Source organism: Paraburkholderia sp. HP33-1 (genome assembly GCF_021390595.1).
Taxonomy (GTDB): Bacteria; Pseudomonadota; Gammaproteobacteria; order Burkholderiales; family Burkholderiaceae; genus Paraburkholderia.
In genome coordinates, this window is record NZ_JAJEJR010000001.1 from 883,083 (window position 1) to 904,239 (window position 21,157).

The window sequence follows — 21,157 nt, forward strand, 5'->3', positions numbered from 1 at the left end:
GCTTCAGCGGCAACCTCAACTTCAACCCGTATTGCGCAACCCCGCCGCGATCCCGTTGATGCTCAAATGAATGCCGCGCCGTACGCGCTCATTCGTGTCGCCCGCGCGATAGCGTTTGAGCAGTTCGACCTGCAGGTGATTGAGGGGATCGAGATACGGGAAGCGGTTCTTGATCGAACGCGCGAGCAGCGGATTCTCGGCGAGCCGCTCGCTTTTGCCCGTGATCTCCGACAGCACCTTCGAGGTACGCTCCCATTCCGCGACGATCCGCTCGAACACGTGCTTGCGCAGTTTCTTGTCGGTGACGAGCGCGGCATAACGCGAGGCGACCGCGAGGTCGGTCTTCGCAATGACCATGTCCATGTTCGACATCAGGTTCGCAAAGAACGGCCAGCTCTTGTGCATTTTCTTCAGCAGCGCGAGCCGGCGCGCGCGCTCCGCGTCGGACGGCGCGCTGTCCAGATGCTCGGTGACCGCGCTGCCGAAGCCGTACCAGCCCGTCAGCAGCAGCCGGCATTGACCCCACGAGAAGCCCCACGGAATCGCGCGCAGATCCTCGATCTTGCGCTGCTTCGGATCCTGCAGCTTGCGCGACGCTGGCCGGCTGCCGATGTTCAGCTCGGCGATCTCGGCGATCGGCGTCGACTCGAAGAAATACTCCTTGAAGCCCGGGGTTTCGTAGACGAGCGCACGATACGCGGCCATCGCCGTATCTGAGAGCTGCTGCATGGTTTGCTCGTACACGGGCAGCTCGGCCAACGTGTGGTCGTGCGGCAGCAGCGACGCTTCGAGCGTCGCGGCCACGACGGTCTCCAGATTGCGCCGGCCGATTTCCGGATTCGCGAACTTGCTCGCGATCACTTCACCCTGCTCGGTCAGCCGGATCTGACCGTCGACGGTGCCGGGGGGCTGTGACAGGATGGCCTGATAGGTCGGGCCGCCGCCGCGGCCGACGGTGCCGCCACGTCCGTGGAACAGACGCAGCGTCACGCCGCGTTCGTTGAACAGCGCCACGAGCGCGAGCTCGGCGCGATACAGCTCCCAGTTCGAGGTGAGGAAACCGCCGTCCTTGTTGCTGTCCGAGTAGCCGAGCATCACTTCCTGCTCGTTGCCCTGATGTTCGATCAGTGTGCTGATACCCGGCAGCGCGATCAGATCGCGCATGATGTGCGGCGCGTTGCGCAGATCGGGGATCGTCTCGAACAGCGGGATCACCATCAGACCAGCGCGCGCGGGGTCGTGCTCGTCGCCGAGACGTCCGCGCAACAGACCGGTTTCCTTCTGCAGCAGCATCACCTCGACCAGATCGCTGACGCTCTCCGTGTGGGAAATGATGTAGTTGCGCACTGCGCGCGCGCCGAATTTCTCGCGCGTGATGCGTGCCTGTTCGAGCACGGCAAGCTCGCTCTTCACGAGCTCGGAGTACTCGGCGTAGGGCACGCGCAGCGCGCGCGGCTGCGCGAGCTCGGCGAGCAGCACGTTCAGCTTGTCCGCCTCCGGCAGTGCCGCGTAATCGTCTTCGACACCCGCGCGCTTCAGCAGCTCGGCGATCACCGCTTCGTGGATGTCGGAGCTTTGCCGTAGATCGATGCTCGCGAGGTGGAAGCCGAACACTTCGGCCGCGCGTGCGAGCGGCGCGAGCCGCGGCGCGGCCAGCGGCGCGCCATGATGCTCGGCGAGCGAATCGATCAGCACGTGCAGGTCGCGCACGAAGTCGGCGGAGTCGTCGTAGGGAATCGCGCGGATCGGCGCCACGCCACGGCCGGCGCTGCGCAGCGGCACGGTGCCTTCGCCGAGGCGCACGCGCGCGCTTGCCGCGAGCCGCGTGTACATGCCGATCAGCGCGCGACGGTACGGTTCGTCGGTGCGATGCGGCGAGTGGTCGGGCGAGGTGTCCGCGAGTTCCTTCAGTGCATCGCTAGCTCCAACGAGCAGGTTCGACATCGACAGCTCCGCGCCGAGCTTGTGCACCTGCTCCAGGTAGTGCTCGAAGATCACCGCGGCCTGACGCGTGATCGCATTGTCGAGCGTTTCGGCGGTGACGTTCGGATTGCCGTCGCGATCGCCGCCGATCCAGCTGCCCATCTGGAAGAACGGCGGCAGACGCGCTTCGAGGCCGTGTTCCTTCAGCGCTTCCTCGATGTCCGCGTACAGCGCCGGCAGTTCTTCGAGGAATGTGCTGCGGTAGTAGGACAGCGCGTTTTCGATTTCGTCGGCGACCGTCAGACGCGAGTCGCGCAGCATCCGCGTTTGCCACAGCGACGTGACGCGTGCGCGCAGCATCGCTTCGTTGTGCGCGCGCTCGCGGTTCGTCAGCGGCAGGTCGCGCTCGGCGAGCAGGCGCGCGATGTCGTGCTGCGCGTCGAGAATGCTCTTGCGCTGCACTTCGGTCGGGTGCGCGGTCAGCACCGGCATGATCAGCGCGTCGTCGAAAAACTGCTGCAGCACCGGCGTCGCGGCGGCACCGGCCGCGACGAGGCGCTCGAGCGCATAGGCGATCGTGCCCGGTTGCGACGTCGAGCCCGCGAGCGCGTGAATCCGGTGACGGCGGTTGCGGTGACGGTCCTCGGCGATGTTCGCGAGGTGGGAAAAGTAGCTGAAGGCGCGCACGACGCTGACGGTTTGCTCAGGCGTCAGCGTGCGCAGCTTCTTGTCGAGCGTCTGCGCGGCGGCGCTGTCGTCTTCGCGACGGAAACGCACGGCGGTCTGCCGGATCGTCTCGACGACGTCGAAGACCGCGTCGCCTTCCTGCTCGCGCAGCACGTCGCCGAGCAGGCGTCCGAGATAGCGGATGTCCTGGAACAGCGGGTGGTCCTTGTCTTCGCGCGTACGGGCGCCGCTCTTCACGGTGGGCGCGGCGGCGGACGCAGTTTTGGCCGGTTTGCGCGCGGTGGCCGAGGTCGTGACCTGTTCGGCCTTGGCGGTTTTCACCGCCTTGTCCTGCTTGACGGGCACCGAGGCTTGCGCAGCCTTCGGGGTTTTGGCGGCTTGCGCCGCGGCGTCGGCCGGGCGAGTGGTGGGCGAGGCAGTGTTGCGGCGAGCAGGGCGCGCCGATCCGGAAGACGTCACGATGGGTTTCCTCAGGGAAGCCAGGATTTGTTGATTGATGAACTGCGACTGCGGAACTGCAACCAGCAACTACAACCAGCAACTACAACGTGAACTGCGTGCAACAGGGAATGCAATGCGGACTGCTGGAGCGACTGCACAAGCGAACTGCAAGGCGACCCGCTGAGGCTTGGAACCCAAGGGCGTGCGCGAGAGCGCGTGCTAACATTGATTGTTATTCCATCCCGAGATCAAGCAGCAAGCTAATGAACACCGAGACGTTTTCCACGCCACCCCACACGCTTGTGATTGCGTCGCGAGAAAGCCGACTTGCCATGTGGCAGGCAGAGCATGTGCGATGTGCGTTGCACAAATTATATCCATCTTGTGACGTAAAAATCCTCGGGATGACGACACGTGGTGATCAGATTCTCGATCGCACGCTGTCGAAGGTCGGCGGTAAAGGGCTGTTCGTGAAGGAGCTCGAAGCCGCGCTCGCCGATGGCCGTGCCGACCTCGCGGTGCATTCACTGAAAGACGTGCCGATGGAACTGCCCGCGGGTTTCGCGCTGTCCGTGATCATGGAACGCGAGGACCCGCGCGATGCACTCGTATCCAACCAGTACGACTCGCTCGCCGCGCTGCCGGCCGGTGCCGTGGTCGGCACCTCGAGCCTGCGTCGTGAAGCGATGCTGCGCATGCGCTATCCGCATCTCGACGTGCGGCCGTTGCGCGGCAATCTCGATACACGGCTCGCCAAGCTCGATCGCGGCGACTACGCGGCGATCATTCTGGCCGCGGCCGGTCTGAAGCGACTGGGTCTCGCCAATCGGATCCGCGCGCTGCTCGATCCCGAGGACAGTTTGCCCGCGGCGGGCCAAGGCGCGCTCGGCATCGAGATTCGCGCCGATCGCGCGGACCTCGCCGCCTGGCTCGCGCCGCTGCACCATCAGCACACGGCGGCGGCCGTCGAAGCGGAGCGCATGGTGTCGCGCGCGCTTGGCGGCAGCTGCGAGGTGCCGCTTGCCGCCTACGCGACCTGGGGCGATGGCGCGCTGCATCTGCGCGGCATCGTCGCCACGCCGGACGGCCAGCGCGTGCTCAGCGCGCACGCGTCGGCGCCCGCGCCCACGTTGGAACGTGCGCTCGCGCTCGGCGAGGAAGTGGCGCACTCGCTCGCGCAACAGGGCGCGCTCGACATCGTCCGCGCGCTCAGTACGGCGAGCGGTCCCGCGGCCGCGCCCGGCGCGGCGGCCAGCGAGTGATGGCCGCCGTCACGCCGGAGAAGGCGCCGTTCACAGTCGTGATCACACGACCGGCCGGCCAGTCGACCGAACTCGTCGAACAGCTCGAAACAGCCGGCCTGGCGTCGCTCGATTTTCCGCTGATCGACATCGCGCCCGTCGTCGACGACGCGCCGTTGTGCGAAGCGCTCGCGTCGCTCGAACGCTATGCGCTCGTCGTGTTTGTGTCGCCGAACGCGGTCGATCACGCTTTTGCGCGCCACGACGACATCTGGCCGCACGCGCTGCCGATCGGCGTGGTCGGCCCCGGTAGCGTGCATGCGCTCGCACGCCACGGCGTCAGCGCGCCCGAGCACCGTGTCATCAGCCCCGCAGCGGGGGCCGACGACGAATCGACGAGCTTCGACTCCGAAAGCCTCTTTGCCGCGATCGAGGCACAACCAGGTGTCGCGAGCCTCGAAGGCAAGCGAGTGCTGATCGTGCGCGGCGACGGCGGCCGCGAGTGGCTCGCCGAGCGCTTGCGCGAAGCGGGCGCCGAAGTCGACACGGTCGCCGCGTACCGGCGCATCGTGCCGGAGCCGTCGATCGGCGCCTGGGCACGCGTGCACGAACTGCTCGCGGGCGCGCCGCACGCGTGGCTTCTGACCAGCTCCGAAGGCGTGCGCAATCTTTGCGAACTCGCGCAAGAACACCTGACTGCCGGCGAGATCGCGCAGCTCAAACACGCGCCGCTCGTCGCGCCGCATCCCCGAATCGCGCAGACCGCGCGGGCATTGGGTTTTGATAGGATTACGGTGTCCGGCGCCGGCGACGAACGCATCGTCCGCGCCCTCGTTGCCGCGGCCGCCGTGCCTCCCGTCGTCCAACCGGTATCGTCCAACCCGGCTCAACCACGCATGACTGAAACGAACGCATCCACGAACGCCTCACCCCAGCCGCCGGCAAGCACCGCCTTGCCGCCGAACCAACCCTTCACGCCGTACGAAGCGCAAAAGCGCCGCAGCACGAGCGGACCTCTGCTGTGGATTGTCGTCGTGGTCATCGCATGCGCGGCGGGTGTGGGCGGCTTCGCGATGAACCGCAAGCTCGTGCGCACCGAGCAGCAGCTCGCGCAGCGTCAGCAGGCCAACGACACGCAGAGCAACGAACTGCGTATCAAGGTCGACCAGGCGCTCGCCACCGTGCATCAATCGGACTCCCAGGTCGCGCAGCTGGAGGGCAAGCTCGCAGATGCGCAGGCTGCGCAGCAGGCACTGCAGCAACAGTACGCGGATCTCGCGCGCAATCGCGACGACTGGACCTTTGCCGAAGTCGGACAGATGCTGTCGGCCGCGAGCCAGCAGTTGCAGCTGACCGGCAATACGCAGCTAGCGCTGTTCGCGCTGCAAAGCGCCGACACGCGCCTCGCCGCGTCGGATAGCCCGCAGGCGGCCGCGGTCCGCAAGGCGATCGCGCAGGACATCGACAAGCTGAAGGCCTCGCCGTCCACCGATCTCACCGGCCTCGCGATCAAGCTCGACGACGCGATCGATCACGTCGACAGTCTGCCGCTGTCGGGCGAAGCACCGATTCCGCGTGCCACGCCGCATGCGGCCACGAGAGCCGACACCGCGAAGGTGGCCGCGGCCACCGGCAAGCCGCGCTGGGAAGTGTGGATCGACGAGGTCTTGCACGGCATTGGCGAGCAGCTGACGAGCCTCGTGCAGGTGCGCCGTATCGATAACGCCGACGCGATGCTGGTCACGCCGGATCAAGGCTACTTCGTGCGCGAGAACCTGAAGCTACGTCTGCTGTCGGCGCGCCTCGGGCTGCTGTCGCGCAACCAGACCACGCTGAAGTCCGACCTGCAGGCGGCGCAGTCCGCGTTGACGCGTTACTTCGACGCGTCGTCGAAAGACACGCAGACGGTCATCGATCTGGTGAAGCAGGTGGACGCCGGTTCGGCCGCGGTCGAGCTGCCGAACCTCGATACGAGCCTGCAGGCCGTCAATCAATACCGGAACCGGGGTTAATCATGGCGATCCGGGGACTTCTATGGCTCGCGGCGCTGTTCGCCGTCGCGGTCGTGCTCGCGGTGGGCGGGCGCTTCGACGCGGGACAGGTGCTGCTGATCTATCCGCCGTACCGGGTCGACATGTCGTTGAACCTGTTCGTCGTTGGGGTGGTGGTGCTGTTCATCCTGCTCTACGCGTTGATGCGCATCATCCGCAATATCTGGCGCATGCCGCAGCGCGTCGCCGCGTATCGCGCGCGTTCGCGTGTCGCGAAGGCGCACGCGGCGCTGCGCGACGCGATTGGCAACCTGTACGCGGGGCGTTTCTCGCGCGCGGAAAAGGCTGCCAAGGATGCGCTCACGAATGGCGACAACAAGGGCGCGGCCGGCCTGATCGCGGCGACCGCCGCGCATCGCATGCATGAATACGCGCGGCGCGACGAATGGCTCGCGCAGATCGACGAAGCCGACTGGCAGGACGCGCGCCTGATGGCCACGGCCGACATGCGTGCCGACGGCCGCGACGCCGACGGCGCGCTCAATGCGCTGACCGAGATGCAATCGCAGGGCGCGCGGCGCATCCACGCGCAGCAGATCATGCTCCGGGCGCAGCAACAGCTGAAGAACTGGGGCGAAGTGCTGAAGCTCGTGAAGACGCTGGAGAAGCGCGAGGCGATCCATCCGGCGGTCGCGGTGCGGCTGCGTCAGCTGGCGGCGGAGAATCTGCTGCGCGATCGTCGTCACAATGCGGACGCGCTGCTCGAATTGTGGAACTCGCTGTCGGCGACCGAGCGTCATTCGCCGCGTCTGGCCGATACCGCCGCCGAACTACTGGTCGCGCTGAACCGTCCGCAGGAGGCGCGCAAGATCGTCGAGGAGGCGCTCGCGCAGAACTGGGATGCGCGTCTGCTGCGCCGCTATCCGGACACGGCCGGTGACGATGCGCTGCCGCTGATCCAGAAGGCCGAGGCATGGCAGAAGGATCGCCCGGAAGATGCCGACCTGATGTTCGCGCTGGGGCGCCTGTGTCTGCGTCAGCAGTTGTGGGGCAAGGCGCAGTCGTTCCTCGAACGCGCCCTGAAGCTCGCCGACAACGAGACGCTGAAGATCCGCTCGCACCGCGCGCTTGCGCGTCTGCACGAGCAGCTTGGAGATACCGATAAGGCGAGCCAGCATTATCGCGAGAGTGCATTGGCGATGAACGTGACATGAGTTTGGCGTTATCGGCCACGCGTTGAACCGACCAGGCCTTTGAAACCGCTACTTGATGGCCGCAGCCTCGTGCTGCGGCCATTTGTTTTTCCGGCGCCCGGCGCGCGTCGACTACGGGCAAATGCTCCCCGGCCCGCAGCGATCATCTGGACTATCCTAGGAATGACAGTACCGCCCACAATTCGTGTTGCGGCGTCCTCGACTGAGAACATTCCACAGATGGAAGCGGACAGGCCAGTTCCCCACCAGGAGCAGACTGCGAAAAGCGCACGCCATTGGATGCGCTGGCTGCCGGGACTGACGGTGCTCAAGGCTTACCAACTGAGCTGGTTGCCGAGCGATCTGACTGCGGGCCTGGTATTGACCACGATGCTGGTGCCGGTCGGGATCGCCTACGCGGCGGCTTCCGGCGTCCCAGGGGTGTATGGCCTCTACGCCACGATCGTTCCGCTGTTGGCGTATGCACTGTTCGGCCCGAGCCGGATTCTCGTGCTAGGCCCCGACTCCGCGCTCGCGGCTCCGATTCTGGCGGTCGTCGTGCAAGTCGCGGCGGGCGACCCGGCGCGCGCGATCGCGGTAGCCAGCATGATGGCGATCGTGTCCGGGCTGTTCTGTATTGTGATGGGCTTGCTACGGCTGGGATTCATCACCGAGCTACTGTCGAAGCCCATTCGCTACGGCTACATGAACGGCATTGCATTCGCCGTTCTGATCAGCCAGTTACCCAAACTGTTTGCCATCTCGATCGAAGAGCGCGGGCCATTGCGGGACATCTGGAGCCTCATACAGGCAATCGCCGATGGCCAATCCAACTGGTACAGCTTTGCGGTGGGCGCGGGAAGCCTCGTACTGATCCTGTTTCTCAAGCGCTTCGAGAAGCTGCCGGGCATCCTGATCGCGGTGATCGTCGCGACGCTGTGCGTGACCGTCTTGCACCTCGATAGCGTCGGCGTGAAAGTGCTCGGCAAGATTCCTCAAGGCCTGCCGACATTCGCGCTACCCTGGGCCGCCGACGCCGATCTGGTCAAGATCCTGCTCGGCGGCTGTGCGGTCGCGCTAATCTCGTTCGCCGATACCAGCGTGCTGTCGCGAACTTTCGCGGCACGTTTTGGTAGCCGTGTCGACCCCAATCAGGAGATGGTCGGGCTCGGGGCGGCCAACCTGGCGGCCGGCCTGTTCCAGGGCTTTCCAATCAGCAGCAGTTCGTCGCGCACGCCGGTCGCCGAGGCGGCGGGCGCGAAGACGCAACTGACGGGAGTCGTGGGCGCGGTGGCGGTCGCGGCGCTGCTGATGGCCGCACCCAATCTGATGCGCTACCTGCCCAACAGCGCGCTCGCCGCGGTCGTCATTGCGGCCGCGATTGGTCTCTTCGAGATCACGGACCTCAAGCGGATATTCCGGATCCAGCAATGGGAGTTCTGGCTGTCGATGGCCTGCTTTGCCGGCGTCGCGGTGTTCGGTGCGATTCCCGGGATCGGCTTCGCGGTAGTGATCGCGGTCATCGAATTTCTGTGGGACGGCTGGCGGCCGCACTATGCGGTGCTCGGTCGCGTCGAGGGTTTGCGCGGCTACCACGACATCGAGCGCTACCCGCATGCCGAGCGAATCCCAGGGCTCGTGCTGTTTCGCTGGGATGCACCGCTCTTCTTTGCGAACGCCGAGCAGTTTCAGGAGCGCCTGCTCGAAGCCGTCGCCGCATCGCCCGCGCCGATACGGCGCGTGGTGGTGGCGGCCGAACCGGTGACGAGCGTGGACGTGACCTCCGCCGACATGCTGCGAGATCTGACGCGCACGCTCGGCGAGCGCGGGATTGCGCTGCATTTTGCGGAGATGAAGGATCCGGTTCGCGACAAGCTCAGGCGTTTCGAGTTGACTGATCTGATTGGGGATGCCTGCTTTCATCCGACTGTGGGTAGTGCGGTTGATAGCTATGTCGAGGGGGTGGGGAAGAGCTAGTGTCTGCTGGTCAAGAGGGGCTCTATTCGCGATGTTGCGTTGTCAGCCCGAAATAGTCACGGGTCAGTCTAACGTCCATCAGGACCGGCGTTTGGGGGCCGTCCTGCGCCGCAGCCTTCGGGTCGGGGTCGCCGAATACCAATTCGACATCCACCGGGAACCGGCTCGTTGACTGATTTGAAGCACGATAGCGATAGTGATGCAGACGGATCTGGGGCGGCACTGTTCCCATGTCATTGCCGGGCCGCCGGTTGCCTTTCCCGTCGATCCAGTAGCCGATGTCGAGAGGGAACAGGTCTTCTAGCGTCGAGCGGCTAATCTCTGTTAATAGTGGACTGAAGCGGATTATGAAAACGGTCGCCACTTGCTTGACCTTCATACGGTCGGCCGAGTGGTCGGCCGGATCGGCTTCTACGAATAGAGTGATTTGCGTCTGCGGGAAAACCGGATTCTCGAAGGAGTACTCCGTACCCACAGTACCGGGAAGAGGGTCTGCGGCAAAATTGCGGCCGAATATCAGGTGCGCGGGATCGAAGGGCTGGTCGTCGCGCAGGATCGTCATTGCCGTCGCCAGTATCCTCAGCGCCATGTCGCGCTGTGTGTCGGTCACAGTCGGTCTCATCTCAACTCCTTGCCCCGACGGTCCTGACGGCGTCGGCATACTGAGATGTGCATGTGCCGGGATTGCGAACGAGAGGATCACCAGGATTCTGCCAGTAGGCCTGAACCACTTCCGCGCAGGCGTAGGCATCTTCTTCATGAAGTTGGCTCCTGTATCCGGTTTCGAATTGCGCCATTTGTTGTGCGGCTTCCGCAGAGATATTCAGGAGTTCACGTACCTTCCTTTCGGCAATCGCGATGTCTCGCCTGGCATACTCACCGCCTGGTTTGTCCTGCATGTAAGAAATCAGCCAGTAGTAGTGAAATACGAGCATTCTGTGCAGACCGATGTGAACACGATGATCGTCCGGCAAGGGCGTGTTCCCTGCCGCTGTGAAGACGCTTTCGAGCATCGTCGACGAATAGACCGTCTGGATATTCGGCAGGTCCCGGTAGTCGTCAGGAAAGTGCTGAAGCAGCGAAAACATCCAGAAGTACTGCTGGCAATGGCGGGACTCGTGATACAGAGTGTCGGCAAATGCCCTGAGGCGGTTATCTAGGGAGACCGGCTGGTCTCTGAGTTCGACGATGCGCGCGATCTCGCTCTCGTTGACGGCGATAACCCAGTCCCCACCGACGAACGCGGCGCTGACATCCTGTCGCAGATTGTACTGCGTTGGCCGATCCGGATTGACAATCACAATCTTTGGCAAGGCACCCCCATATCCCCGCGTTGCGGCATAGCCTTGTGGCAATCCAAAAGGGCCGGAGCCAAGCGCGTCTTCCAATTGCCGCCTGACCGCGTTTTGAATCATGTTTCTCCAACTGGAATTCAAAGGCCACGTCACTGCGGTCCAGTCGATGCCCTTCAACGCAGTTCTTATCGCAGCCGTATAAGCCTTGGTCACCGGGTACTCAACATCCTTGCGCATCGACATACCGGCCGGCGCATCAGCCTGGGTCGCACCGTTGATGAAGTGATGAAAGCGCAGACCGAAGTTCATCGGATCGCACGAAACGAATTCGGGCGGCTTGTCTTCTGTCGTCGCGCCTTGATTGGGTGAGGCCACGGTCTGGCGTGCGACCCTCGCGCTGCGCTTCTCGGGGTTGGGCACTGCGCCCGTAAACGGCTCGTCCGCGTCCCTGATCACCGCGCCTTTGCTCACGGCAATAACCTTGTCCGGCTCACTCGCGGCGAACAGTTCGACCGTCGCGAACGCAAGCAGATTGCTGGTGACGAGACTCGTTTCTCCAAGCGCATTGGTCACGCCCTGAATCACTTGACCATCGTCGAGCGTGATCCGGTACGGCTGGTTCGGCAGTGCAAAGCCCGTAAGGTGTTCGATCAGAACATGATGCGCGGCCAGCTTGCCCGGCTTTCCGGGCGTTACCGGCACACTGACAGGCCGCGCCGCTGGCCCGTCATTCTGATGACTACCCGCATGGACCCGATGCTCCCCATCCGTATAGACCCTGTACCCTTCTGAATTGATGACCACTTGCGTGCTTCCCGCATGGAGCACGATCTCTTTGCTGGCCATCAGATTGATCGAATCGGTTCTACTGATGATGCTGACGACCCGCTGCGCGATGACCTCGACATCATCGCTTTGCGCTTCGATCCGCACCTTGCCTGACGCGGCCTTGAGCCTGATGCCGAGATTGCGCGCGAACACCCGCACGCCGTTGACTGCCGACGCCAGCAGCGATTTCGCCGCCGCCATGCTGACGTGTCCGCCCGCTGTGAGCGCGGTGTGTTCGACACTCGCCACGTGCGTGCTTTGCGCTGCCGTGAGACCGACCCCCGCCGCGCTGGCCAGCACCATGTCGGGCTCGGTCAGTTGCGGGAATGGAAGGTCCGCACGCGCCGCGACGCCGCGTATCGCCTCGTTCTGCGCCTTGATGGCCCGCGATACGTCGCTTTGACTGGTCTGCTGTTCCTGTGCCTCATACTGCCGCGCGAGACCCGCGAGGTTCTCGTGGATATCGCGCGCCTGCGTGAGACGCGCCACGGTCTCGCCGATATCCTTTGCCGGCGCGCTCGCGCCGCGACGCGCCTCGGTGGTGATCAGCATGCCCCTGTTGGCACGCGCGACACCCCATGCGTCGGTGGCCAGTTCCCAGCCTTCACCGCGTGCCTGTTGTCGGCCGGCCTCGCGCACGACACGCGTGTTGTAGCCCAGCACGAGGCGCGAGCTCGCGTGATCGCTGGCGAGCTGTGACTGGAGTTGGCCCGGCGTGTCGTCCAGTACGATGTGATTGGTCTGGCCGTCGCGGCCATCTTTGAGCTCACTGCTAAGGATGCCTGAAAGGGCCTGGTTATCCGGTAACTTCCAGGGCGGCTGGTTCCAGCGATTGATCATCCGGCCCGATACGTACGGCTTGTCCGGGTCCTCTTCGTGGTAGCTGACCATGACCTCCTGACCGACGCGCGGCGGATAGATCGCGCCGAAACCATCACCTTGCCACGGCGACGACACGCGCACCCAGCAACTGGCATTTTCGTTTTTCGGGCCAAGCCTGTCCCACACGAAACGCACCTTGGCGCGCGCGTATCCATCGACCCAGATCGGCTGGCGCTCGGGCCCAACCACGATTGCCGTTTCCGCCGCGCAGCGCGGCTTTTTCTTCGGGCGGTTTCTGAAGAATGTATTGGCAGGCTGAAGCACGAAGCGGGTCACGTACTGGCGCAGCGCATCGTTCGTGTCGTTACCGGGCGACTGCGTGTTCTGCGCCGCGTTGCGAATGTCGAGCGTGGTCGATACCACCAGGTACTCGGCGTTGATTTCGTGTTGCGGATGATTGTCGAGCCAGAATGTTTTCCCGGTTCTCAGGCCGCGCAGATTCCCCTGGCCCTTCAGACGCAGCCGGTGGCAGCGCATTGCATCGACGCGCACGCTCGCGAGGTGTTCGGCTTCATTGCGGAAGTCGTTTCGCTCGCCTGACAATCCCGTCGCGCCGGCGAGCGGCTGCGAGTAGTCGCCCCAGCCGTGTTGCTCGATGTTGTCGTAGGCCCGCTCGCTGAAGCTCTTGTACTCGCCCTCGAAGTGCACGCCGGGGCGCGTGTAGTCGTAGTCGATCAGACTGACCTTGCCCGTCGTGATCTGACGCGAGACCTCGAGCCTGTGAATGTGCTCTTCGTCGACGTGCCGGCTGTCAGGCGCGTGATAGCGGATAGTGTCGTACGCGTTGTCGTGCTGTTTGTGCGAGCCGGGCGAATCGCACAGTACCAGCGTGATTCCGTCGAACAGATAGTAGATTCCCCATTCTCTCCAGATCCGCGTGAGGAATTCGAAATCAGATTCCCACATCTGCCGGACATAGTCCCGCTTTGGGTAGCCTTTGCGCAAACCGGGCGCGCCCAATTCCATCACGACCGGAAAGTGATAACGCTCCTTGAGTATCCGGTCCGTGATGTCCACCACGCTCGCGTTCTGAAAGATCCTGCTTTCGCAGTTCTTCGTGGCCAGCCACAGCCAGGGGCGTACGACGAAGCGGTAATGTGCGCGCCGGTCGTCGGTGCCGGTCTCTTTCATGCCCGTGATGAGGCCCGAAATCGTGCGGCGGCCCGCACCCACGTGTGCCATGTCGCCGGGTTCCAACACCTGCTGACCGAACAATCCGTTCCCGTCGAAAGCGATCGAAATGTCGATGACCTGGCCAATCAGGTTATCGGGTACGACCAGTTCCTGTGCTTGCCACAATCCGAGCGTCGGACGTTCGATCGTCGCCACGTCGAGCGTGTATCGATAGAGCTTGCCCAGGGATTCGGTGCCGCGCATGCGTAGCGGAGCCAGCAAAGGCTCATTGCCCCATGTGGGTAGTGCGTGACTGGAAAGACCTAGCGTGCGGTCCTGTGCGGGTTTGAACATGCGTGCACGGAGCTCGGTGTGCCGTGGCAATCAGGAAGCGATCAGGATCGCGCCGCAGCCTGTCCTGTCGCCGGCATGGCTGACCCGCTTGCCGTTGCTGTTCTTCATCGGTCATCCCCCTTGTCGTGTGTGAACGCCAGTATCGGGAGTGGGACGACCAGGAGCTATCGGAATTGGACGAATTTTTAGCCTATGCAGGCAATTTTTTAAACTATCGGGCGAACGGGATCTCGCCGCCTCCAGAGTGAAGCATCCCCCATGCGCCGAGGCCCCGGATGAACCTCCACGCCGCCGCCCGGCTACATTCATCGGCACGCGCCGTCCGCAGACGACGCGTGCCTGCGCTTAGAAGAACCCCAGCGCCTCCGCCTGGTAGCTCACCAGCAGACACTTCGTTTGCTGATAGTTCGACAACGCCATCTTGTGCGTTTCGCGCCCGATCCCCGACTGCTTGTAGCCGCCGAAGGCCGCATGTGCCGGATACAGGTGGTAGCAGTTGGTCCACACGCGTCCCGCCTCGATCTCGCGGCCCATTCTGTAGGCGCGCGTGCCGTCGCGCGTCCACACGCCGGCGCCGAGGCCATAGTACGTGTCGTTCGCGAGTTCGATCGCTTGCTGTTCGTTCTTGAACGTCATCACCGAAGCGACCGGCCCGAAAATCTCCTCCTGGAACACGCGCATATCGTTGTTGCCGAACAGCATGGTCGGCTTCACGTAGAAGCCCTCGCCGAGTCCGGCGCCGGGCGTGGTGCGCTCGCCGCCGACGAGGCACTGCGCTCCTTCATTGCGGCCGATGTCGATATACGACAGGATCTTGTCGAGCTGCTGTTGCGACGCCTGCGCGCCGATCATCGTTTCCAGATTCAGCGGGTGACCGGCCTTGATGCGCTCCACGCGGGCAATCGCTTTCTCGATGAAGCGCTCGTAAATCGACTCCTGAACCAGCACGCGCGACGGGCACGTGCACACTTCGCCCTGATTCAGCGCAAACATCGCGAGACCTTCGAGCGCCTTGTCGAGGAACGCGTCGTCGCGATCGAGCACGTCGGCGAAGAAGATGTTCGGGCTCTTGCCGCCGAGTTCGACCGTCGACGGAATCAGGTTCTCCGCCGCCGCGTGCAGGATGCGCTTGCCGACCGGCGTCGAGCCGGTGAACGCGATCTTCGCGATGCGCTTACTTGTGGCAAGCGCTTCGCCCGCTTCCTTGCCGAAGCCGCTGACGATGTTGACGACCCCTGCCGGGAACAGGTCGCCGATCAGTTCGATCAGCACGAGTATCGAAGCCGGCGTCTGTTCGGCGGGCTTCATCACGACGCAGCAGCCGGCCGCGAGTGCGGGCGCGAGCTTCCATGCGGCCATCAGCAGCGGGAAATTCCACGGAATGATCTGCCCGACCACGCCGACCGGCTCGTGAAAGTGATAGGCGACCGTGTTGTCGTCGATCTCCGAGATACTGCCTTCCTGGGCGCGGATGCAGCCCGCGAAATAGCGGAAATGATCGACGGCGAGCGGCAGGTCCGCGGCCATCGTTTCGCGCAGCGGCTTGCCGTTGTCGATCGACTCGGCGACAGCGAGCAGCTTCAGGTTCTTCTCCATCCGCTCAGCCACCGCGAGCAGCAGGTTCGAGCGTTCCGTGACCGACGTCTTCGCCCATTTGCGGCGCGCCGCGTGCGCGGCGTCAATGGCGAGGTCGATGTCGGCGGCGCTCGAACGCGGCACGCGACAGAACGGCTGTCCGTTGATCGGCGACACGTTGTCGAAATAGTCGCCGGCGACCGGCGGCACCCACTTGCCGCCGATGTAGTTTTCGTAACGCTGGCGATAGGGATACTCGATGTCGATGCCGAGGGCTTTCAGGTCAAATGGATTCATCACTTGTCTCCGTTTTGTGATGGTGATCGGGTGACTGCGCGCAACGACCTCAGGCACGAACCGTACCAATGCATCGAAGTGCAAAATTCCACGGTTTGCGGTGGGCTGTACAGGCAGAAGTGTTCCGCTTCGGAACAGTGGCGCGAGCAGCGGGTGTTCAGAAACGCCGCAATCGGGCCGACGCTGACACAGATCAAGGGCGCGGGCCTGCGCGGGTCGCCGCAGACGGCGGCCGGGCGGTCAATGGGAGTATCCTGTCGTCACGCATCGAAGCGACCGGCACGATCCGGACGCATTCAGGAGGAGACAATGCGCGACGACGTTCATCCGCTCAGCCATGCCGCTGCCAACCGCTCCAATGGCTGGCCCGCGCCGGCCATCCAGAAAGCCCACGAACGCTCCGAGACATTCGGCCTGCGCGCATCGTTCCGGCCGGATTACGACATCCTCTCCGACACGGGCCTCGCGCTGAAGCGCGAACAGAACCAGACGCTGTGCGCGCATGCAATGCCGGTCATGGAGACGCTGCGCGAGCAGATCGTCAACACGCAAAGCATGATCGTGCTGACCAACGCCGAAGGCTTGATCCTGCATTCGATCGGCGATGACGATTTCCTGCATCGCGCCGAAAAAGTGGCGCTGCGGCCCGGCGCGAACTGGGCCGAGGATCGCCAGGGCACCAACGCGATCGGCACCTCGCTCGCCGAGGGCTGCGCGATGGTCGTTCATGGCGACCAGCACTATCTGGCGGCGAACCGCTTCCTGACCTGTTCGAGTGTGCCGATTCTCGATCCGTATGGCGATCTGATCGGCGTGCTCGACGTGACCGGCGACCACCGCAGCTATCACCAGCACACGATGGCGCTGGCGAAGATGTCGGTGCAGATGATCGAAAACCATCTGTTCTCGACCGCGTTTCGCGACGTGCTGCAAGTGTCCTTCCACGGAAGGCCCGAGTTCCTCGGCACGCTGATGGAAGGGATCATTGCGTTCACGGACGATGGCCGCTTTCTGTCTGCGAATCGAAGCGCGCAGTTTCAGCTCGGCTTGTCCCTTGCCGCGCTGCGCGCGCATACGCTTTCGTCGTTGTTTCAGATCACATGTGCGCAACTGATCGACCGTTTGACGCACGGCGTCGCGCCGCACGTGATGCTGAATCTGCACAACGGCGCGGTGGTTTGCGCGCGTGCGCAGTTCAGGCGGACGTCATTTGGGCAGGGGCGTGGGGTGGTCGATGTACAGGGTGCCGCCGCATCGCATCCGGTGCGTGCGAATGCGCGTCGGCCGGCTGCGGGACTGTCGCGGCTCAGCGATCTCGACACCGGCGATGCGCGCGTGGCCGCGCTGATCACCAAGGTTCGCAAGGTGCTCGGCAAGGACATTCCGATTCTGATCACCGGCGAGACCGGCACCGGCAAGGAGTTGCTCGCGCAGGCGATTCACAACGATTCGCCGCGCCGCGACGGTCCCTTCGTCGCGGTCAACTGCGCGTCGATTCCGGAGTCGCTGATCGAATCTGAGCTGTTCGGTTATGACGAGGGTGCGTTCACCGGCGCGCGGCGCAAAGGGGCGATCGGCAAGCTCATGCAGGCGAATGGGGGCACGCTGTTTCTCGATGAGATCGGTGACATGCCGTATTCGCTGCAGGTGCGATTGCTGCGCGTTTTGCAGGAGCGGGAGGTGACGCCGCTTGGGGCGGCGAGAGCAGTTCCTGTTGATGTGTCGGTTATTTGTGCGACACATCGAAACCTCCGGGAGATGATTGCGCAGAAGCTGTTTCGTGAGGATCTTTACTATCGGATCAATGGGCTTGCGGTTCGGTTGCCGTCGTTGAGCGAGCGGAGCGATCTCGCGGTCGTGGTTGAGAAGATGTTGCAGCGGGAATCAGTTGAAAGCGGGAGAGGGCGGGCGCTTAGCGTTGCGCCGGATGTGAAGGCGGCGTTCGGGCGACATGCGTGGCCGGGCAACTGCCGGCAACTCGCCAACCTGCTGCGCACTGCGGCGGCGATGGTGGAGGAGGATGGAGAGATCCGGTGGGAGCATTTGCCGGATGATTTTCTGGATGATGTCCGTGGCGCGGGTGGTGGCGGTGGCAGTGGTGAGGCTTCGGCGCATGACGGCGAGCGGCTGCAGGATGTCGCCGCCTCGGTGGTCGCAATGACGCTGGCGCGATATGGCGGCAACGTGTCGGCGGCGGCGCGTGCGCTTGGGGTGTCGCGCAACACCATCTATCGCAGGATGCCGGCGGCGGAGCGGGGCGGGGCAGCGGACGAGGACTGACGTCGGGGCTTTCGCCGGAAAGCCGTTCTTCAGTGACCGCGCGGCGCTGGTGCGCGTTGGGGCGTCTGTCAGACCATGAGGGCGTGCCGCAGGACGATCCACGCGGACCACGCGAGCAACGCAACGCCGAGCGGCGTGCCGATGGAGCGGCCCCAGCGGAAATTCTTCTCGACCGCCATGATCGCGCCAAGCGCCAGCATCCAGCCGACGCTCCCGGTGCCAACCGCGAACATGAGCAGCATCAGCGCCCAGCAGCAGCCGATGCAGAACGCGCCGTGACTGATGCCGAGCAGAAAGCTCTCGCGGCGCGCGCTCCTGCCGCGCCAATGCTCTGCGATGAACATCAGCGGCGAGCGGCATTTGTCGAGGCATCGATGTTTCAGGCTGCTGAACTGCCAGGCGCCTGCGAGCGCGATGATCGCAGCGCCGATCAGCCAGCCATCCCCGAGCAACGTCGGCGATTGGTCTGCAACGCGATGGAGCGCCGCGTCGAAGCCGTGCGCGGCGAGGCCGAACAGCGCCCAGGCCGTCGCGTAACCGGCGATTAGCAACGCCATCAGCGTGCCCTGGATTTCGCGCCCGCTCGTCATTCGCCTGAAGGTATCGAAGAGCGGGAAGGCGGTCGGCAGCATCATCGCCGCGATCATCAGGAGCCATGCGACGCTGTGCAGCAACGCCGCCAGCGTGAGACTCGCGCCGGGCACCTCGCGGCATATCGCGCCGACGAGCGGCATTTCGGCCCAGCTCGTGTGACGCAGATAGCGTGCATAGGGTCCCGCGTCCCACATCCATAACGCGATCCACGCGCTGGTCGTCAATGCGACGAAGAGCGGCGCGAAAAGCCGCGAGCGCTGGAGCATCTTCACGACGCGAAGCTGAACGATCCCTGAATCGCGTTATGTCCCGTCAATGCGAGATCGAGATTGAGCTTTTCGTGGCGCAGGCGAAATGAGTTCGCTTTGCCGACGAACGCAGGGGATCCCGGTATCGTCGAAAAGATGCTTTCGACCAGTTTGGTCGGCTCGCCGGTCGGGCCGCGATAGGGCTCCACGTCGGCCTCGATCACTTCGCCGACTTTCATCCTGCCCTTGCCGTCGACGACCGTGTATTCAATCGATGCGCGTTCTACGGACACGACTTCGCCAATCAACTTCACGAGATCCGCGAGCGGTCCGCCGCGCTCGCCACTGTGCGCGCTAACCAAGGCGTCGAATTGCGCATCGCTCGCGCGCTCGTCGACGAACATCGCGACGCGCCAGCCGCCTTTGAGCACATTGCCCGGAATGAATGCCGCGAACGCGACCGTCAAGCCAGACACATCGACGCCGTCGATCGTGCCTGTCTCGTAGTGGTAAGCAAGCGCGCTGCGGCAAATGCCGTTATCGGGATCTTCTCCAATCCAGCACGGACATAGCACTTTGCACTCGCACACTTCGAGGATGCTGCCCATCAGTTGATAGCTCATTTGCGCCTCCACTGCCGTTTTTATCCGGCCGGGAAGAACAATGCCGGACATCCTTTGTTGTAGGCGTTAAGCAGGCAGGAATCAAAGCGTGCGGGGCTGCGAATGATTGAAACGGCTTATACAGCTAGTGCTTTGGCGCCGGGAGCGGTGGGCATTGTCCGGAATTCACTTTGCCCCAACGCAAAGCCTTGGCGGTAGCGCACCGCCAGGGCCTCACGTCAGTCCCCTCACTTATTGACCATCCTCGCCGGCACACTAATAGCGAGCAGGCCGCCGAGCACCATGAAGGCCGCGAGCATATACATGCCGGAGTCGTTCGCCGCAGTAACCTGTTTCAACCAACCCACGGCATAAGGACTCAGGAAACCGGCAAGGTTGCCAATCGAATTAATCATCGCAATCCCGGCAGCGGCGCCGGTGCCCGCGAGAATCGCCGTAGGTAAACTCCAGAACAACGGCAAAGTAGTGAGGATGCCCATCGTGGCCAGCGTCAGGCCGGTCATAGCGAGCAAGGTGTTATGCGTCCAAACGACGGAAAGCACCAACCCCACCGCCCCCAAAAACGCAGGCAACGCAATATGCCAGCGCCGCTCTCTGGTGCGATCCGCACTGCGCGCCACCAACACCATCGCGACCACCGCCGCCGCAAACGGCACCGCCGACAGCAACCCGATCAAAAACGCATCGGTGACGCCGGTCGATTTGATAATCGTGGGCAACCAGAAGCTCACCCCATAAAGCCCCATCACAAACGAGAAGTAGGTAAGACTCAACATCAACACCCGTGCGCTAGTGAACACCTCACGAATCGGCATGTCGTGCTTGGCCGCTTCTTCCGCCGACACCTGACTCTCGAGCAATTGCTGCTCTTCACGAGTCAGCCATTTCGCCTTCGAAATCCGATCATCGAGTGTCACAAACACGATGATCCCAACCAGCACCGACGGCACCCCTTCAAGCAGGAACAGCCACTGCCACCCATGCCACCCATTCACGCCGTTAAAGTTCTTCAGGATAAAACCCGACACCGGCCCACCAATCACACCGGACAACGCAATCGCCGTCATAAACCACGTCGTCATGCGTCCACGCCGATGCGCCGGATACCAGTAGGTGAGATACAAGATGATCCCAGGAAAGAACCCTGCCTCGGCAAGCCCGAGCAGAAAGCGCATCACATAAAACATCGTCGGCGTGGTGACCAGCATCGTCAGCATCGAGATCACGCCCCACGAAATCATGATCCGCGCGATCCACACACGCGCGCCGACCTTGTGCAGGATTACATTGCTCGGCACTTCGAAAATGAAATAGCCGATAAAGAAGATTCCTGCGCCAAAGCCGTATACGGCATCGCTCAAGCCGAGGTCGGTGCTCATCCCCAGTTTCGCGAAGCCGACGTTCACGCGGTCCAGATACGCGACGATGTAGCAGAGCATCAATAGCGGCGCGAGCCGCCACGTGACCTTGCGGTAGGTCGCCTCTTCGAACGTGGAAGGTGGCGCGCCAGCGCCAGGATGGTGGAGCGGATCTGCCGGACTAGCCATGACTGTGTCTCCTTGTTTTTATGGAATTGAAGTACTGCCACCGATCGATTCGAGTCGTGGCAGCGCTT

The 21,157-nt window shown here is 63.5% G+C and carries 12 protein-coding genes; 5 read left to right on the plus strand and 7 right to left on the minus strand.

All coding sequences use genetic code 11. The annotated features are described in order from the left end of the window. Window positions 1–21 precede the first annotated feature (21 nt). Window positions 22–3,069, minus strand: a complete 3,048-nt coding sequence (gene ppc, locus L0U81_RS04045; protein ID WP_233800294.1) for a phosphoenolpyruvate carboxylase — start codon at window positions 3,067–3,069, stop codon at window positions 22–24. Between the two features lie 245 nt (window positions 3,070–3,314). Here ppc and hemC point away from each other — a divergent pair, with 245 nt between their 5' ends. The 4 genes from hemC (at window position 3,315) to L0U81_RS04065 (ending at window position 9,453) form a co-directional block, all read left to right on the plus strand. Continuing rightward, entirely contained in the window at window positions 3,315–4,313 is a 999-nt protein-coding gene (gene hemC, locus L0U81_RS04050) for a hydroxymethylbilane synthase (RefSeq protein ID WP_233800295.1), read from the plus strand. After that, window positions 4,313–6,304, plus strand: coding sequence for a fused uroporphyrinogen-III synthase HemD/membrane protein HemX (hemDX, locus tag L0U81_RS04055; protein WP_233800296.1), 1,992 nt, complete (start codon window positions 4,313–4,315; stop codon window positions 6,302–6,304). Before hemC ends, hemDX begins: the two co-directional genes overlap by 1 nt. 2 nt (window positions 6,305–6,306) lie before the next feature. Next, window positions 6,307–7,497: a heme biosynthesis protein HemY gene (locus L0U81_RS04060; protein WP_233800297.1), complete on the plus strand. Its 1,191-nt coding sequence runs from the start codon at window positions 6,307–6,309 to the stop codon at window positions 7,495–7,497. A gap of 219 nt (window positions 7,498–7,716) precedes the next feature. Continuing rightward, window positions 7,717–9,453 (plus strand): SulP family inorganic anion transporter, encoded by a 1,737-nt coding sequence (locus tag L0U81_RS04065; protein WP_233800298.1) that lies wholly within the window; start codon window positions 7,717–7,719, stop codon window positions 9,451–9,453. Between the two features lie 22 nt (window positions 9,454–9,475). Here L0U81_RS04065 and L0U81_RS04070 read toward each other — a convergent pair whose 3' ends face one another. The 3 genes from L0U81_RS04070 to L0U81_RS04080 form a co-directional block, all read right to left on the minus strand. Continuing rightward, window positions 9,476–10,075 (minus strand): hypothetical protein, encoded by a 600-nt coding sequence (locus tag L0U81_RS04070; RefSeq protein WP_233800299.1) that lies wholly within the window; start codon window positions 10,073–10,075, stop codon window positions 9,476–9,478. A gap of 1 nt (window position 10,076) precedes the next feature. Further along, window positions 10,077–13,925, minus strand: a complete 3,849-nt coding sequence (locus L0U81_RS04075) for a type VI secretion system Vgr family protein (RefSeq protein ID WP_233800300.1) — start codon at window positions 13,923–13,925, stop codon at window positions 10,077–10,079. A gap of 345 nt (window positions 13,926–14,270) precedes the next feature. Continuing rightward, window positions 14,271–15,797, minus strand: coding sequence for an aldehyde dehydrogenase family protein (locus L0U81_RS04080; protein WP_233800301.1), 1,527 nt, complete (start codon window positions 15,795–15,797; stop codon window positions 14,271–14,273). 309 nt (window positions 15,798–16,106) lie between these two features. Between L0U81_RS04080 and L0U81_RS04085 the strand changes: the two genes are divergently transcribed. Then, complete coding sequence (locus L0U81_RS04085) at window positions 16,107–18,077, plus strand: sigma-54-dependent Fis family transcriptional regulator (protein WP_233800302.1); 1,971 nt, start codon at window positions 16,107–16,109, stop codon at window positions 18,075–18,077. A 68-nt stretch (window positions 18,078–18,145) separates the two neighbouring features. On the opposite strand, the gene L0U81_RS04090 is transcribed toward L0U81_RS04085, so the two are convergent. From L0U81_RS04090 to L0U81_RS04100, 3 genes are all read right to left on the minus strand, one after another. Beyond that, window positions 18,146–18,937 (minus strand): DUF2182 domain-containing protein, encoded by a 792-nt coding sequence (locus L0U81_RS04090; RefSeq protein ID WP_233804205.1) that lies wholly within the window; start codon window positions 18,935–18,937, stop codon window positions 18,146–18,148. Window positions 18,938–18,939: 2 nt separating this feature from the next. Beyond that, window positions 18,940–19,542 carry a DUF1326 domain-containing protein gene (locus L0U81_RS04095; protein WP_233800303.1) on the minus strand — a complete coding sequence of 201 codons (603 nt, stop codon included), beginning with the start codon at window positions 19,540–19,542 and terminating at the stop codon, window positions 18,940–18,942. A 227-nt stretch (window positions 19,543–19,769) separates the two neighbouring features. Next, on the minus strand, window positions 19,770–21,089 hold the full coding sequence (locus L0U81_RS04100; RefSeq protein WP_233800304.1) for an MFS transporter: 1,320 nt from the start codon (window positions 21,087–21,089) through the stop codon (window positions 19,770–19,772). Between the last annotated feature and the right edge of the window lie 68 nt (window positions 21,090–21,157).

Bases quoted from the DNA above. Each gene is read 5' to 3' on its own strand.
- hemC (WP_233800295.1), top strand. From the start codon at position 3,315: ATGAACACCGAGACGTTTTCCACGCCACCCCACACGCTTGTGATTGCG.
- hemDX (WP_233800296.1), top strand. From the start codon at position 4,313: ATGGCCGCCGTCACGCCGGAGAAGGCGCCGTTCACAGTCGTGATCACA.
- L0U81_RS04060 (WP_233800297.1), top strand. From the start codon at position 6,307: ATGGCGATCCGGGGACTTCTATGGCTCGCGGCGCTGTTCGCCGTCGCG.
- L0U81_RS04065 (WP_233800298.1), top strand. From the start codon at position 7,717: ATGGAAGCGGACAGGCCAGTTCCCCACCAGGAGCAGACTGCGAAAAGC.
- L0U81_RS04070 (WP_233800299.1), bottom strand. From the start codon at position 10,075: ATGAGACCGACTGTGACCGACACACAGCGCGACATGGCGCTGAGGATA.
- L0U81_RS04075 (WP_233800300.1), bottom strand. From the start codon at position 13,925: ATGTTCAAACCCGCACAGGACCGCACGCTAGGTCTTTCCAGTCACGCA.
- L0U81_RS04080 (WP_233800301.1), bottom strand. From the start codon at position 15,797: ATGAATCCATTTGACCTGAAAGCCCTCGGCATCGACATCGAGTATCCC.
- L0U81_RS04085 (WP_233800302.1), top strand. From the start codon at position 16,107: ATGCGCGACGACGTTCATCCGCTCAGCCATGCCGCTGCCAACCGCTCC.
- L0U81_RS04090 (WP_233804205.1), bottom strand. From the start codon at position 18,937: ATGCTCCAGCGCTCGCGGCTTTTCGCGCCGCTCTTCGTCGCATTGACG.
- L0U81_RS04095 (WP_233800303.1), bottom strand. From the start codon at position 19,542: ATGAGCTATCAACTGATGGGCAGCATCCTCGAAGTGTGCGAGTGCAAA.
- L0U81_RS04100 (WP_233800304.1), bottom strand. From the start codon at position 21,089: ATGGCTAGTCCGGCAGATCCGCTCCACCATCCTGGCGCTGGCGCGCCA.